The sequence below is a fragment of the Streptomyces sp. NBC_00425 genome (assembly GCF_036030735.1).
GTDB lineage: Bacteria > Actinomycetota > Actinomycetes > Streptomycetales > Streptomycetaceae > Streptomyces.
In genome coordinates, this window is record NZ_CP107928.1 from 1209095 (window position 1) to 1223067 (window position 13973).

The following is a 13973-nucleotide window of genomic DNA, read 5'->3' on the forward strand; positions in this document are numbered from 1 at the left end:
CGCGTCAGGAGGATTGCATCATGTTACTTACGGTAGTGGAAAACATGATTCCGGCCCGTTTCGGGAAGTCTTTCCGCTCACCTGGCGTGAACCCGTCCGTGCGGCCCCCGGGACCCGCACATCACGAGGAGGAGCCGACATGACGAGCGAGGACGACGGACAGCGCGCGGCGCGGGTGTTCGACGCACTGGGGCCCTCGTACGAGAAGGCGTTCGCCCACTCGGAGGCGCACCGCCGATCCCTGGACTGGCTGCTCGGGCGGCTGACACCGGGCAGCGACGTGCTGGACGTCGGCAGCGGAACGGGAAGGCCCACGGCGGCGACCCTGGCGGCCGCGGGCCATCGCGTGCTGGGCGTCGACGTGTCCCCCGTCATGGTCGACCTCGCCGCGCGCCAGGTGCCGGACGCCACGTTCCGGTGCGTGGACGTACGTCGGCTCCCGCTGCGGGAGCGCTCCTTGAACGCCGTCTGCGCGTACTTCTCCCTGCTGCAGATGGAACGGGCGCAGCAGAGCGAGCTCATCGGCACCCTGGCGCGGGCGCTGTTGCCGGGCGGCAGCCTCGCCCTGGCCACCGTGCCGGTGGACGTGGAGGGCGTCGACGCCGTGTTCATGGGGCAGCCGGTGCGGGTGACCAGCTACGCCCGGGACGGCCTGGTCGACGTCGTCACCGCCGCCGGCCTGACCGTACTGGACGAGGAGAGCGTCCTGTTCACCCCCGACCACCCCGAGGCCGGCCCCGAGCCCCATCTGTTCCTGCACTGCGGCAAGCCGTAGGCCCGCCCTCCGCCGTCGTTCAGTCCCCGACGCGGGCGGCGAGCGCGAGGACGAGTGCGGCCGCACCCGTGCCGAGGACCGCACCGGCCACCACGTCACCCGGATAGTGCACACCGGTGTGGACCCTCGAGTAGCCCACCGCGCAGGCCAGCACGCCGAGCGGTACCGCGCAGACCGGCAGCGTCGGGCCGACGGCTGCGGCGAAGGCTACGGCCGAGGCGGTGTGCCCGGACGGGAACGACGCCGAGTGCGGCATCGGCACGTGCCGGCCCGGGTACGGCGAGTCCTCCGCGCGATGCGGCCGGGGACGGCGCACGAGCTGCTTGCCGAGCAGGTTGGCACTGGCCGAGGCGACGCCGATGGCCGCGACGCCGAGCAGCGCTGCGCGGCGCGGGCGGCCGCCGCGCAGGGCGAGCGCGGCGGCGACCGCGAAGGACAGCTTGGAGTGGTCGGCGGCCGCGGACAGCCGGCGCAGCGCGGTGTCCAGGGTGGGCGTCCTGGTCACGGTGACCGCCTCGTACAGAGCCTGGTCCAGGGTGGCGAGGTCGCCCACCAGTCGCCGGGCGGTCAGCTTCGCTGGGCGGTCAGACATCGTAGGCCTCCTTGATCGTGCGGGGGTCGGGATGGCCGAGCGCGAGTCGGGCGACGCGCCGCCAGTCGACCGTGGGGGGCGCGTAGGCCGCGCCGGGGCGGTGCCGCGGCACCCGGACCCGCAGCGCGGCGGGCCGTACCGTGCACACCACGGGAATGTCGAGTTCGAGGGCCTCGCCGTCGACGGCCACCGCGATGCGCTCGCGGTCGGCCTCGACGACGACGCGTTTGGAGGTCACCGAGGTGATGCTGCCCGCGCGCTCGCCGAGCAGGGCGAGTTCGGCGGCCTGGGCCGCGCTCTCCACCCGCACGCCGATCACCCCGAGCAGCCCCGAGTCCAGCCGGGGGCGGCGGCCACCGCCCAACGGGTCGGCGCGGGCGTAGGCGTTGTTGCTGACCAGCAGCGCCTGCGGCGCGTGCACCGCGGTGTCGTCCGTGCGCACGGCCAGAACCGGACCCGAGGCGCCCTGCAGCAGGTCGGGCAGGTGGTCGAGGGCCGTGGCGGCCTTGGCGTCGCGGTAGTCGGGACTCTGCACTATCTCCGCGTACGCCCCGAAGGAGACGGTGTTGACGAAGGGCCGTCCGCTCACGTCCCCGAGGTCCACACGCAGTTCGACGCCGCTCGTGAGGGCGTCGAGACTGCGCACCGGGTCGGTGCGGTCGAGGCCGAGGTCCATGGCGAAGTGGTTGCGGGTGCCGGCGGCGACCACCAGGAAGGGCACGTCGAGTTCGGCGGCCACACCCGCGACCAGCGCCTGGGTGCCGTCGCCGCCCGCGACGCCGAGCAGGTCCGCGCCCTCGGCGACGGCCCGACGGGCCTCCGCCGCCGGGTCGACGTAACCGTCGTCGACGCCGAGCAGGATCACCCGCGCGCCGAGCGCCTCGGCGCGCGCCGCGAGGTCGTGCTTGACGACCTTGCCGCCGCCCGAGCGCACGTTCATGATCAGCACCGGTCGGCGCGGCGGCGGGGTCCTGCGGCCGTGGGTGCCCTTGGGACGGCGCACGCTGCGCAACGCGGACCGGGCCGAGGCCAGCGCCCCCGCCCACAGCGCGAGCGCGCCCACCGCCACCGGCCACAGCCCCGACGTCGCGTACAGCACCAGCACGCCCACGGGCGCGGTCACCGCCAGGAGACCCCCGAGCAGTCGGGGGCCGCCCCGGTGCGCCAGCATCCACCACACGCCCGCCGCGGCCAGCGCGAGCAGGGCGAACCCGGCGAGCAGCACCAGCCAGCCGCCGGAACCGGCGCCGGCCATGACCACCGCCACGCACGCGGCCACCAACACCAGGGCGAGCCGCGCCCAGCCGCGCGCGCGGGCGACGGCGTCCTGTTGGGCCTGGCCGACGTGCGGCAGCGCCCACTTCGATCTGCCTGTTCCGTTCACCGTGCGCCCGCCATGCTCCGAGGCTCCTTGTCGTGCGTCGACAGCACCAACGATCTCGATCAATTGTCCATGGCGCGGTGCCCCGGCGTGACCGCGACCCCGGGGATGCGGTGTCCGGGGCGGCCTTCCGAACCGCGGCGACCCCGACGGGCCGGACGCCGCACGCCGGACGCCGGACGCCCGTCCTCTGCCGCCTCTCACCTGTCGCCTGTCTTCCCGTCGCCTGCCGGCGGACGGCGCGTCACCGGGGCGGGGGCCGCGAACCCGTGGTGCCGTGACCTGAGTTGCGCCTTCGACGTACGGGGCCCGTCACGGGGCCGCGGCCCGGGGAGGCGGACGACCAGGGGCCCGTCGCGGTGCGACGGGCCCCTGGTCGTGCCGACCGGACTCAGCAGCTCAGTTGCGCCGGGCGTTGCGGCGCAGGACGACGAAGCCGCCGATCACCAGCAGCGCGCCGAGCGCCCCGGGCCACAGGTTGGCGCCGGTCTCGGCGAGGCCGCCCTGCACCGCCTGCTGCTCGGTGCCGCCGGTGACGGCGCCCGGGTCGGCCGGGGGCTGGACCTGGGACTGCGACTGCGACTGTGCCGGGGCGGACACGGTCGGCGGAGCGGTCGCGGGGGCTCCGATCTCGCCGCCCGAGCCCGCCGGAGGCGCCGAGGTGGCCGCCTTCGCCGACGGCTTCGCGTCGACGCGGGGCTCGTTCTTTGCCGGCGCCTGGGGAGCGGGCTTGCCGGCGGACGGCTGAGCGTTCTGACCGGCTCCGTCGTCGTTTCCGGAACCGTTGCCGCCGGCCTTGCCGCCAGCCTTGCCGCCGCCGTTGCCACCGGCGTTGCCCCCGGCGTTGCCGGAACCGTTGTCGCCGCCGTTCCCGTTGTCGCCGTTGCCGGAAGCGTTGTCGCCGCCGTTACCGGCGCCGTCGCCGCCGGCGTTACCGGAACCGTTGTCGCCGGCGTTTCCGTTGTCCCCGTTACCGGAACCGTTTCCGCCGTTGTCGCCGCCGTTCCCGTTTCCGCCGTTGTTGTCGCCGTTTCCGCCGTTCCCGTTTCCGCCGTTGTTGTCGCCGTTTCCGCCGTTTCCGTTGCCGCCGCCGTTCTGGCCGGCTCCGCACTGGCGGCCCTCGTTGATGCAGTCGACCATCTGCCGCATCAGGGACTCGTCGAAGACGTTGATGAAGTCGCCGTGGTCGGTGACCGCCTTGTGCAGCTGCTCCGGGAAGGAGTCCACCGCGAACAGGGGGGTCGTCCGGCCGCCGTCCTGCAGGCTCGGCGCGTCGACGTCGTACACGATGCGCTGCACCAGCTGCGGCACGGCCTCGAAGCCCGCCGGGCAGGAGCCGTCGGCGCCGGCGAACGCCACATGGGTGCGGTGGTTGGCGCTGTCGATGTTGGAGCCGTCCCAGCAGCTCTGGAAGCGGAAGGTGCGCACCACATCGCTGCCGGACGGGCAGAGCGGGTACTTGTCCTTGAGCTGCCGGTCCTCGAACCCGGTGCAGCTCCACGACGCGTTGGCGTTGGCCGTGCCGTTGACGAAGGCCTTGGCGTCACCGGTGATGATGCGCAGCAGTCGCGGCATGGCCGTGACCTTGGAGCGCGGGTTGCCGACGAAGGTCAGCGTGACGTCCTTCGGGGTGATGATCTTGCCCGCGTTGCCCTCGACGCCGCCGCCCGGGCTCTGCGCGTCCTGCTCCTGGGCGCCGTTCTGCAGGCGCAGCACGGGCCAGTAGTAGGTCGACTTGTCGCCCTGGTCGACGCAGCTCGTCTCGGCCTTGGCCAGGTCGTCGTCGGAGGCGAAGGCGCTGTTCGACTGGTTGCCCACGTAGTCGTGGAAGTGGTGGGCGCCGTTGCTGACGCCCGGCGCCACGATCACGTTGTCCGAGTTGAACAGGCCGCCCGCATTGACGCCGCAGCTGGTGACGAAGACGCCTCGGGAGGGGCCGGAGCGGGGGTCGGGCGTCTGCTGGGCCGGCTGGACGGAGGCGATGTCCGCGAAGTCGGCGGCGACCGGACCGTTCCCGGCCTGCCCGCCGTTGCCCTGCTGCCCCTGCCCGCCCTGCTGGCCGCCGCCCTGACCCTGACCGCCTCGGCCCTTGTCGTCCTGGCCCTGGTCGTCCTGGCCCTGGCCGTCCTGGCCGCCGCCCTGGTTCTCGTCGCCCTTGCCGTCGGCGCCCTCGTCCGCCTGGTCGTCGGAGGCGCGCAGGGTGCAGGCGGCGAGGGATTCGAGCCCCTCGGGGCGGTCGCCGACCCGGTCGATGGCGACCGCGATCCGTTCGATCGTCGCGCCGCGCTTCTCCTTGAGCGGGTTCATCACCGCGTTGTCGGCGAAGCCCGCGTCCTGGCGCACGGCCTGCGCCGACTCCTGGAGTTGCCGGTAGGCCGCGGCGACCTGCTCGTCGAGCACCGCGAGTTCGCGGTCGACCTCCGCGGAGGCCTGCTCCGGGACGGTCGTCAGCTTGGCGCCCACGTCCGGGCAGTCGATGGTGACGGCGCTGTTGCCGCCCTTGCGAACGGAGTCGCCCGAGGTGCCGTCCTCGGTCGCCGAGGCGTAGACGTTCGCCGCCATCAGCCCGCCGCCGCCGAGGATGAGCGCCATCGCGGCGAAGCTGGCCCGCCGTCCGCCCGTCGGTCTTCTGCGCCTGTTCTGTGCCAAGGAGTGCTCCTACGCGTCGTCGGCGGCCACGGACATGAAATCCCCCGGCCTCATACGCTGCCGGACACGGAAGTGTTCAACCGCACGGCGAATTCACAGCAAGATCTCAGACAAGCCCCGTCTCCCGCGTCTTCACCGCGCGCAGGGCGCTGCCGGCCGTCATCCCGCCGGAGTATCCACGAGGCCGGGCCGAGCCTGCCGCCTGCGGTCCGCGCGCAGTTGCAGCAGACCCATCACGACGGCGGCGGCCACGGCGATGAGATGCTCGCGGCCGGCGAGGTTGGGCTTGGCTATCGACTCCCACACCATCGAGCCGCCGGTGAGCGTGAACACGATGGGCGCGCGGCGGACGACGGAGAGATAGGTGAAGAGCCCGACGACCGCGGCGGACGGGCCGGTGTCGAGCACCTGCCCGGCCTCGGGCGGCAGTCCGAGGCCCCAAGAGCCGGGTCCGATCGCCAGCATCACCCGTACGGAGAGGGTGCCGGCCAGGGTGGAGGCGTAGGCGATCAGCAGGGTCCTGCGACGCCCGAGGGCGAGCTCCGCCAGGGCGAAGGCGAGGAACAGCTGGGTGATGCCGGCCCACACCGGCAGGTCGAGTGCCGGGACGTACAGCGAGACCGGGGTGCGCAGGAGGGCCAGCCACAGGGGCAGGTCGCCCTGGACCCCGCCGAGGAGGCGGACCCCCGTCGCGCCGACGGGGTGCTGGGCGATGCCGTGGAAGAAGATCACGCCCGCGCAGGCGACGACCGCCAGCAGCAGCGCGGCGGGCCCGCGCCGGCCGAGTTGCCGTACGGGGTCGACGACGATGCCGTGCCACTCGCCCCGCAACGTGCGGCCGAGGAACACGGCGGCCCGGCGGAGCGGGTTGCCGGGCGGTTCGTCCGCGGTACGGTCGGCGCGAGGCTCGCCACCGGTGTGGCCCTCGTGAGGCCGCTCCACTTCCGGGCGCAGGCGCAGCATGCTCATGGTCTCCCCAACCACTTGTCGCACGAGGTGTGTGCGAGTCCCGCTCTGGGAGACGCAGAGATCGGGCGACAGGATCACTCGGTGGGCCGGCCTTGACTCCCGGTCACCCCGGCGTCACCCCCGTGTGACGTGGGTGGGCTACTGTCACCGCTGTGGAACGCACTGACCAGCGGAACATGAACCCTGCCGAGTTACCGGACCCGGCGGGCCCCGGAGGACTCCCGCGGGCCCGGCGTATCGGGCGCCTGCCGTTCCCTGCGACCGCCGCGTGAACCGCCCCGCGCCCGTCGGGAGCCGGCCCGCCGCCGAACCCGCACCGGTTCTGCTCGCCGACGGCCTCCTCACGGAACGACTGGCTCTGGCCGCGCCGGAGGGCACCAGGGTGGTGGTCGCCGACTACGAGATCCCGCCGGGCGGCTCACTGCCCTGGCACTATCACGACGGCCGGGTCGTCGCCGTCGTGACGGCCGGGGTGCTGACCCGGACCCTGGCGGACGGATCCGAGTGCGTGACGCCCGCGGGGGGCTGCATCGTGGAGCCGGTGGGGCCGCGGGGCGTCCACATGGCGGAGAACCGGGAGTCCGGCCCCCTGCGCATCTGCGCCCTGTTCTTCCTTCCCCGGGACTGCGCACTGTCTACGCGCGCAGACCCCCCGGCGGCGGCCGCGCGCGACTGACCGGACCACGCTCGCGCCGCGGACGGCGACACGGTTCGGGAGGCCCGGTCGTGGCACGCTCCGGCCTGCGCGTCAGCGCTGTGGGCGGCGGCCCGTCTCCTGGTGGGGGAAGCTCTGGTCGGCGCCCGGCAGAGTGGGCCTGGGCAGGGTGGCGACCTCCGTCTGCGCCTTCACCAGCTGTTCCTCCGTGCCGTCCGGCAGCGCCGGTGCGAGTGCGCTGCCGTCCTCGAAGCGGAACGCCGAGGTGAGGTCGCCGAACGCGCTGCGCCGCCAATCGCTGATGTTGGGCTCCAGGACCCCGGTGAGTCGTTCCAGCAGCCGCAGGGTCGACGTGTGGTCGAAGCTCTCACCGGCCACCCAGCCGCCCACGGTCCAGGGCGAGACGATGATCGCCGGGACCCGGAAGCCGCCGCCGATCGGGAGGCCGCCGACGAACTCGCCGGGCGTGCCGACGGGCGGAGTGGGGGGCGGCACATGGTCGAAGAGGCCGTCGTTCTCGTCGTAGTTGAGGATGAACGCGGTCTTGGCCCAGACCTCCGGGTCGGCCGCGATGGCCTCGATCTTCGAGGCGACGAAGGCCGCGCCGGCCGCCGGCAGGTAGTCCGGGTGCTCGGACTGGTGGCCCGGGGGCATGATCCAGGACACCGTCGGCAGGCGGTCGTTGCGGGCGTCGTCCTCGAAGGCGCCCTCCGGCTGGGGTCGTACGCCCCGCTCGTACAGTTCGGTGCCGGGCAGCGCGTTCCTGAACGCGGCGAACTGCTCCAGCACGTTGCATCCGTAGTCGTCCTCCTGCTGGTACACCTTCCAGCTGACGCCGGCCGCCTGGAGACGTTCGGCGTACGTCGTCCAGCTGAAGGGCGTCGGCGCGGAGTTGCCGGTCACCGGGCCGCCGTGGAGCGCCTCCGGGTCGATGGAACCGGTCATCCACATCAGGCGGTTCGGCCAGGTCGGACCCAGCACCGAGCTGAAGTAGTGGTCGCAGACGGTGAAGGTCTCGGCGAGGGCGAACTGGAACGGGATGTCCTCGCGTGTGTAGTAGCCCATGACGTAGGGGCCGTCGGCGCCGTCGGCTCTGCGGTGGGCGGGCAGCCAGCGGTCCATCCGGCCGGCGTTCCAGGCGTCGTGCTGCACCGACCAGGAGTGGCTCGTCGAGGGGATCGCCTGGGCGCTGGAGGTGCGGGTGTCGAGGTGGAAGGGCAGCAGGTAGCCGCTGGGGTTCTCGTCGTCGGGCTGGTAGAAGACCGACCGTCCGCTGTCGAGGGTGAGCGCGTCGGGGTCGGAGAAGCCGCGCACGCCGGAGAGGGTGCCGAAGTAGTGGTCGAAGGAGCGGTTCTCCTGCATCAGCAGGACGACGTGCTCGATGTCGGCGAGCGAGCCCCCACGGGGCTGTCCGGCCGCGACGGCCTTCTGAACGCTCGACGGGAGCAGGGAGAGGGCTGCTGCGGCGCCCAGCGCTCCCGCGGCCGAGCCCAGCAGTCGGCGTCGGGTCAGCTCTGCCATGTGTGTGCCCCTTGGTGGTGGGAGGAACCGGTGGGAGGGCCGGCCCGTGCCCCACGGGGGCGGTTCTGTGCTCGTCTCCGCCCGGGCCGGAACGCGGAGGGTCGCTGCGGCCGGCGCTCCGTGCGAGCCGGCCGACGCTGGTGCTCAGCCGCCGTGCCGCGCCCGGCCGTTCAGTTCCACAGCTCGTCGCTGTCGCACACCCGGGCGCCCATGTTGCGCCGCATCATGGTCAGCGCGGCGTCCGCCAGGTCGGCGTGGATGTGGGCCACGGCGTCCCGGGGGACGGTCACCTCGAGATGGCGGATGTGGGCGTCGAGGGCCGAGTAGAGCACGCACTGTTCCGTGACCTGCCCGCAGAGCACGACGCGATCGATTGCCTCCTGGTCGAGGAGGTACGACAGCGGGGTCTCGAAGAAGACGGAGTGCCGCGCCTTGACGACGAAGAGGGACTCCTCGTCCGGCACCAGCGGCTCGACGAGTGGGGCGTACCGGCCGGCGAGCGCCCTGTCGAGGAGTTCGCCGTGGTGGGAGCGCCACTGGCCGAAGTTGTCGTTGACGTAGACGACGGGCACGCCTGCGCCGCGGGCCCGTTCGAGGAGACCGGCGATCACCGGAACCACGCTGTCGGCGGACGGCAGCAGGAACTCCGCGTCCGGATGGTCATAGGTGTTGATCATGTCGATCACGATCAGTGCGGTCTTGCTCATGCGGCTATGCGTTCCCGTTCGCCCCATTCGAACGCCGATATGACGGCACGTCACTCTTCCGCCTCACGTGCTGCGGCCCGGTGGTGCGAAATCTCGGTGGCGAAGACGGCGCACCCCTCGGTTACAGTGCTCCGCCGGCAAGGCGCCGGCCCGGCGAGAGGACACAGCGGTGGGCTTTGGGGTGGGGAACGTGGGGAGCACGGGGATCGTGGGGAACGCGGGAAACGCGGGAAACGCGGGGCGGGTTCGGCGGGGGATGACGCTGGCGGCCGTGGCGACAGGTCTGGTGACGGGTCTGGTGACGGGGTGCACGGCCGAGCGGGAGGGCTCGGACGCCGCGACCGGGACGTCCGCGAAGGGGAGCGCGAAGGTCGCGAAGCGCGGGGGGTCGGTCGGGGCCGCCGGGTCCGCCTGCGAACTGCCGGTCGCCTTCGACGTCGCGGAGTTCTGGAAGGCCGAGGCCGTCGACGGCGGGGACTCGTCCACCGGCGACCTGGCCGGGCTCGGGGACGCGTTCCTGCGCCAGGGCCCGGTCACCCTGGTCTGCGAGATCGACGCGAAGCCCGCCGGCAAGATCGGGTTCCTCCGGGTGTGGACCGGCGCCCCCGGCAAGGCCGACGCGCGGACCGTGCTGAAGGAGTTCGTGGCCGCCGAGCCTGCGGCGAGCGGGGCCGTGTACCGCGAGCTCGAGGCGGGTGACGTCACCGGCGTCGAGGTCGCCTACACCACCACGAGCAAGCTCCTCGACGAGAGCAAGCAGGAGCACGCCTTCGCCGTCACCACGTCGAAGGGCCCCGTCGTCCTGCACCTCGGCGGCATGGACACCGGCGAGCACGAGGCGATGCTGCCCGCCTACGAGCTCGCCAAGAGCACCCTGCACACCGACGCCGCCTGACGCCCTCCCGCTCGCCTGGCCGACGCCCGCCGTCCGGGCGGCGCGGGCCCGTCAGCCGCCGAGCCGGGCGCGCATGCGCGCGGCGGCCCGGACGGCGGCGTCTCCGCAGCAGTTGTTGAACAGCACATGCACCTGTTCGGCCCGCCGGGCGAGCGCGCGGATCCTCGGCGCCCACTCGTCGAGCTCACCGGGGCCGTACTCGTGGCGGAAGCGGTCCTCCTTGCTGCCGGTGCCCCAGTGCGGGCTACGGCCGTGCAACCGGACGACCGCCAGGCGCTCGCAGGTGACCGGTGTGACGGGTGGGACGGCCGTCGGCAGGGACTGCTCCATGTCGACGGCGACGGCGGCGAAGCCGTGGGTCCGCAGCAGGTCTGCCGTCGCCCGCTCCTGCTCACCCCGCCACCAGTCCTGGTGCCGGAACTCGACGCAGACCGGCCACCCGGCGGTGCGCTCCGCGCACTGGGCGAGGAACGCGTGGGCCCGCGCGCCGGGCCGGAACCAGGGCGGGAACTGGAAGAGGACCGCGCCCAGCCGGCCGGCGTCCCGCAGCGGGCGGATGCCGTCCGCGAACCTGCGCCACACCTCGTCCAGGGCCCGCGGCCCGCGGGAGTCCGCCGGCAGGCCGGGCGGCATCGCGGCGGACCGGGTGGGGTGGCCGGTCAGCAGCGAGAACGCCTTCACGTCGAACACGAACCCGTCGGGGGTCCGCTCGGTCCACAGCCGGCAGGTGCGTTCGCGGGGCAGCCCGTAGTACGTCGCGTCGACCTCGACGACCGGGAACCGTTCGGCGTAGTGCAGCAGCCGGCCCGCAGCGTCGCGCCGCCCGGCCGGATACCAGCCGCTGGACACCAGCGTCCGGTCCGTCCACGAACAGGCGCCCACCAGAATCTCACCCATGGGCGGCCGGTTACCCCGTCCGACGGGCTTTTCTCCGGTGCGAGCGGATGCACATCCGGTCACATGTGGCGCATTCTTGCTGTGTCGCCCCACGCGGCGGCGCACGGACGAGGTAGGGCCGATGACTGGGAGCGCCAGGGACGAGCGGAAGCCGTCCGGACCGCCGCCCGCGCTGCTGACCGGGACTGTCGCGGACGCGCTGCGGACGACGGCCGGGCGCGCGGCGGGCGTCTACCTGCGCTCCCGCAGCTCCGAAATGCTGCGCCTCGCGGTCCTCTCCGGGCTGCCCGGTCAGCTGTTCCGCCCCTGGTGGCGGGTGAACGTGGACCGGCCGTTCCCGGTGGCCGACGTGCACCGGACGGGCGTCCCGGTGGTGCTGGCGAACGCCACCGAGGTGATGCGCCGCTATCCGCAGTTCGCGGCCGGACTGCCCTTCCAGTTCGGTTCGGTGCATGTGCCAGTCGTGGCGGAGGACCAGGCCTTCGGAGTGCTGACCGTGCTGCGGGCGGCGGCGGCCGACGCGGCGGAGGTGCAGGCGGAGGGCGAGCGGCTGTCGGCCGTGGCGGACGCCCTGGGCGCGGACCTGCTGCGGCTGGGCGCCGACGGCGGGACCGTCACCTGGGACGATGCGCCGCTGTGTGTGCGGCCGCCGGCCGCCGGACCGGCGCCGGGGCGCGTCGGACGGCTCTCGTGGACCCCGGCGACCGGCGCGCTGGCCGTGGATGCGCAGGCCTGCGCCCTCCTCGGTCTGCCGCCGGGCGACCTCCCCGGCACGCTGGACGCCCTGACCAGGGCCGTCGACCCGGCGGACGCCCACCGGCTGCCCGACCTGCTGCGCCGGACGGCCCGGGGCCGGCCCCCGCCGCTGCCGATCCAGGTGCGGACCGCCGGGGGCGGCCTGCGGCTGCTGGACCTGTGGCGGGCCACGGACGCGGAGGCCGCGGGCGTCGGCCCGGCCGCCGAGGCCCGGTGGCCCGCCGTCCGCACCGGGGAGGCGCGCGAGCACGGGCGGGCGTCTGCGCCGTCCCGTCGGCCCGAGCGGGCCCGGGCGGCCGGGGAGGCCCGGGAGGCGCCGGAATCCGGCGGGCCCGCCGCGTCGGACGGCGGCGGGGCCTTTGCCTCTCCCGACGCACCGCACCCCGTCGCCGGGGTCGTCCTGGACCCGGGGCCGGGCGCGCTCGCCGACGGGGCCGCCGATCTGCTCCCGGAGGGCGTGTTCTGCCTCGACCGGATGGGCTTCGTCGTCTACGCCAACCCCCGGGCCGGTCACCTCCTGGGCGTGCCGCGGGAGCTGCTGGTCGGTCGGCCGCTGTGGGAGGCCGTGCCGTGGCTGAACCAGCCCACGTACGAGGAGCACCTGCGGGGCGTCCTGCTGTCGCCGGAGCCCGCGCACTTCGACGTGCGGCTGCCCGCCGCGCCCGAAAGGCCCGCGGCGCCTCGGCCGTACGAGGGCGACTGGCTGCGGATGTCGCTGTACCCGGGCGCGGATCTCGTCACCTGCAAGGCCGTCCCGGCCGACCGTGTGCCGCACGACGACGTCCCCGAGGCCGCCGGGCCGGACGGCCCCGCGCCGGACGCCGCCGCCTCGACGGCCCCGCTGTACCGGCCGATCGTGCTGGCCATCGCGCTGACGGAGGCGGTGACCGCCCGGCAGGTGTCGGCGGTGGTCATGCAGGAGCTGCTGCCGGCGTTCGGCGGCCGCCGGCTGGCCATCTACCTGCTTCAGGAGCGGCATCTGTACCTGGCCTGGGAGTCCGGGTTCCCCGAGGGCTTCCTGGCGCCCTTCGAGGGGGTGGCGTTGGACGCCCGGCTGCCGGGCGTGGAGACGCTCACCACGGGCCGGCCGCTCTTCTTCGACTCGATGCAGCAGCTGGCCGACGCCTACCCGGGCATCGAACTCGACGCCGAGGAGGGCGCCCGCGCCTTCCTCCCGCTGATCGCCTCGGGCCGCCCGGTGGGCTCGTGCATCCTCGGCTTCGACCGTCCGCGCAGCTTCGGTTCCAAGGAACGCACGGTGCTGACCGCGCTGGCGGGGCTGATCGCCCACGCGATGGAGAAGGCACAGCGCTACGACACCGAGGCGGCCCTCGCGCGCGGCCTGCAGCAGGCCCTGCTCCCCCGCCGGCTGTCGCAGCACGCGCGCGTGGAGACCGCGGGCCGCTATCTGCCGGGCACCGAGGGCATGGACGTGGGCGGCGACTGGTACGACGTGGTGGAGTCCGGGGACGGGCTGGCCCTGGTCATCGGCGACGTCCAGGGACACGGGGTGCAGGCCGCGGCGACCATGGGGCAACTGCGCAGCGCGGTGCGCGCGTTCGCGCTCGGGGACCGGCCGCCCGAGGAGGTCATGGGCGGCACGAACCACCTTCTCATCGACCTGGACCCGGGCCAGTTCGCGAGCTGTTGCTACGTCCGGCTGGATCCGTCCACGGGTCGGGCCCGGGCGGCCCGCGCCGGGCATCTGCCCCCGCTGCTGCGCCACCCGGACGGCCGGACCGAGGTCCTCGAGCTGCCCGGCGGGGTGGTCCTGGGGGTGGATCCGCGTGCCCACTATCCTGTCACCGAGCTGCTGCTGGAGCCGGGCGCGATCCTCGCCCTCTACACGGACGGGCTGGTCGAGCGGCCCGGACACGACATCGACGACGGCATCGCGGAGCTGCGCAGGGTGTTGGCCGAGGCCGGCGGAGCACAGGGCCGCCCGAGCGAGGGGGACCCCACCGCCTCGGCCCAGGCCACGGGTCCCGCCGGCTCCATCGGTGCTACCGGCTCCGTCGGCGGCGCCGGCCGTTCGCTCGCCGACGTGGCGGACCGGCTGACCGCGGCGGCCCGCCGGTCCGCGGACCGGTTCGACGACATCGCGCTGCTGCTGGCCACCCGGCGGGGCCGGGCCGGGCCGGAGCCGCCGGGCCGGGTCTGAGCGGCGCGGTCCGTC

The 13973-nt window shown here is 74.0% G+C and carries 11 protein-coding genes; 4 read left to right on the forward strand and 7 right to left on the reverse strand.

Going from position 1 to position 13973, the window contains the following annotated elements; genetic code table 11:
- Positions 1-139 precede the first annotated feature (139 nt).
- Complete coding sequence (locus tag OHS82_RS05255) at positions 140-775, forward strand: class I SAM-dependent methyltransferase (protein WP_328433382.1); 636 nt, start codon at positions 140-142, stop codon at positions 773-775.
- A gap of 19 nt (positions 776-794) precedes the next feature.
- Here the strand turns inward: OHS82_RS05255 and OHS82_RS05260 are convergent, their stop codons facing one another.
- The 4 genes from OHS82_RS05260 to OHS82_RS05275 form a co-directional block, all read right to left on the reverse strand.
- Positions 795-1367, reverse strand: a complete 573-nt coding sequence (locus OHS82_RS05260; RefSeq protein WP_057582706.1) for a phosphatase PAP2 family protein — start codon at positions 1365-1367, stop codon at positions 795-797.
- Positions 1360-2751, reverse strand: a complete 1392-nt coding sequence (locus OHS82_RS05265) for a diacylglycerol/lipid kinase family protein (RefSeq protein ID WP_443061768.1) — start codon at positions 2749-2751, stop codon at positions 1360-1362. Before OHS82_RS05265 ends, OHS82_RS05260 begins: the two co-directional genes overlap by 8 nt.
- A gap of 396 nt (positions 2752-3147) precedes the next feature.
- Positions 3148-5340 carry a DUF1996 domain-containing protein gene (locus tag OHS82_RS05270; protein WP_328436027.1) on the reverse strand — a complete coding sequence of 731 codons (2193 nt, stop codon included), beginning with the start codon at positions 5338-5340 and terminating at the stop codon, positions 3148-3150.
- A 216-nt stretch (positions 5341-5556) separates the two neighbouring features.
- On the reverse strand, positions 5557-6366 hold the full coding sequence (locus OHS82_RS05275; protein ID WP_443061769.1) for a hypothetical protein: 810 nt from the start codon (positions 6364-6366) through the stop codon (positions 5557-5559).
- Between the two features lie 268 nt (positions 6367-6634).
- Between OHS82_RS05275 and OHS82_RS05280 the strand changes: the two genes are divergently transcribed.
- On the forward strand, positions 6635-7042 hold the full coding sequence (locus OHS82_RS05280; protein ID WP_057582707.1) for a cupin domain-containing protein: 408 nt from the start codon (positions 6635-6637) through the stop codon (positions 7040-7042).
- Between the two features lie 72 nt (positions 7043-7114).
- On the opposite strand, the gene OHS82_RS05285 is transcribed toward OHS82_RS05280, so the two are convergent.
- Positions 7115-8542: an alkaline phosphatase family protein gene (locus OHS82_RS05285; protein WP_328433383.1), complete on the reverse strand. Its 1428-nt coding sequence runs from the start codon at positions 8540-8542 to the stop codon at positions 7115-7117.
- A gap of 170 nt (positions 8543-8712) precedes the next feature.
- Entirely contained in the window at positions 8713-9249 is a 537-nt protein-coding gene (locus OHS82_RS05290; RefSeq protein ID WP_328433384.1) for a cysteine hydrolase family protein, read from the reverse strand.
- Between the two features lie 256 nt (positions 9250-9505).
- On the opposite strand from OHS82_RS05290, the gene OHS82_RS05295 reads away from it, so the two are divergent.
- Complete coding sequence (locus tag OHS82_RS05295; protein ID WP_057582710.1) at positions 9506-10144, forward strand: lipoprotein; 639 nt, start codon at positions 9506-9508, stop codon at positions 10142-10144.
- Between the two features lie 51 nt (positions 10145-10195).
- Here OHS82_RS05295 and OHS82_RS05300 read toward each other — a convergent pair whose 3' ends face one another.
- Positions 10196-11041 carry a DUF72 domain-containing protein gene (locus tag OHS82_RS05300; RefSeq protein ID WP_057582711.1) on the reverse strand — a complete coding sequence of 282 codons (846 nt, stop codon included), beginning with the start codon at positions 11039-11041 and terminating at the stop codon, positions 10196-10198.
- Between the two features lie 121 nt (positions 11042-11162).
- Between OHS82_RS05300 and OHS82_RS05305 the strand changes: the two genes are divergently transcribed.
- Positions 11163-13958 (forward strand): SpoIIE family protein phosphatase, encoded by a 2796-nt coding sequence (locus OHS82_RS05305; protein WP_328433385.1) that lies wholly within the window; start codon positions 11163-11165, stop codon positions 13956-13958.
- Positions 13959-13973 lie beyond the last annotated feature (15 nt).

Excerpts from the sequence above, each read along its gene's own strand:
- OHS82_RS05255 (WP_328433382.1), top strand. The coding sequence starts at position 140 with ATGACGAGCGAGGACGACGGACAGCGCGCGGCGCGGGTGTTCGACGCA.
- OHS82_RS05260 (WP_057582706.1), bottom strand. The coding sequence starts at position 1,367 with ATGTCTGACCGCCCAGCGAAGCTGACCGCCCGGCGACTGGTGGGCGAC.
- OHS82_RS05270 (WP_328436027.1), bottom strand. The coding sequence starts at position 5,340 with ATGGCGCTCATCCTCGGCGGCGGCGGGCTGATGGCGGCGAACGTCTAC.
- OHS82_RS05275 (WP_443061769.1), bottom strand. The coding sequence starts at position 6,366 with ATGAGCATGCTGCGCCTGCGCCCGGAAGTGGAGCGGCCTCACGAGGGC.
- OHS82_RS05285 (WP_328433383.1), bottom strand. The coding sequence starts at position 8,542 with ATGGCAGAGCTGACCCGACGCCGACTGCTGGGCTCGGCCGCGGGAGCG.
- OHS82_RS05290 (WP_328433384.1), bottom strand. The coding sequence starts at position 9,249 with ATGAGCAAGACCGCACTGATCGTGATCGACATGATCAACACCTATGAC.
- OHS82_RS05295 (WP_057582710.1), top strand. The coding sequence starts at position 9,506 with ATGACGCTGGCGGCCGTGGCGACAGGTCTGGTGACGGGTCTGGTGACG.
- OHS82_RS05300 (WP_057582711.1), bottom strand. The coding sequence starts at position 11,041 with ATGGGTGAGATTCTGGTGGGCGCCTGTTCGTGGACGGACCGGACGCTG.
- OHS82_RS05305 (WP_328433385.1), top strand. The coding sequence starts at position 11,163 with ATGACTGGGAGCGCCAGGGACGAGCGGAAGCCGTCCGGACCGCCGCCC.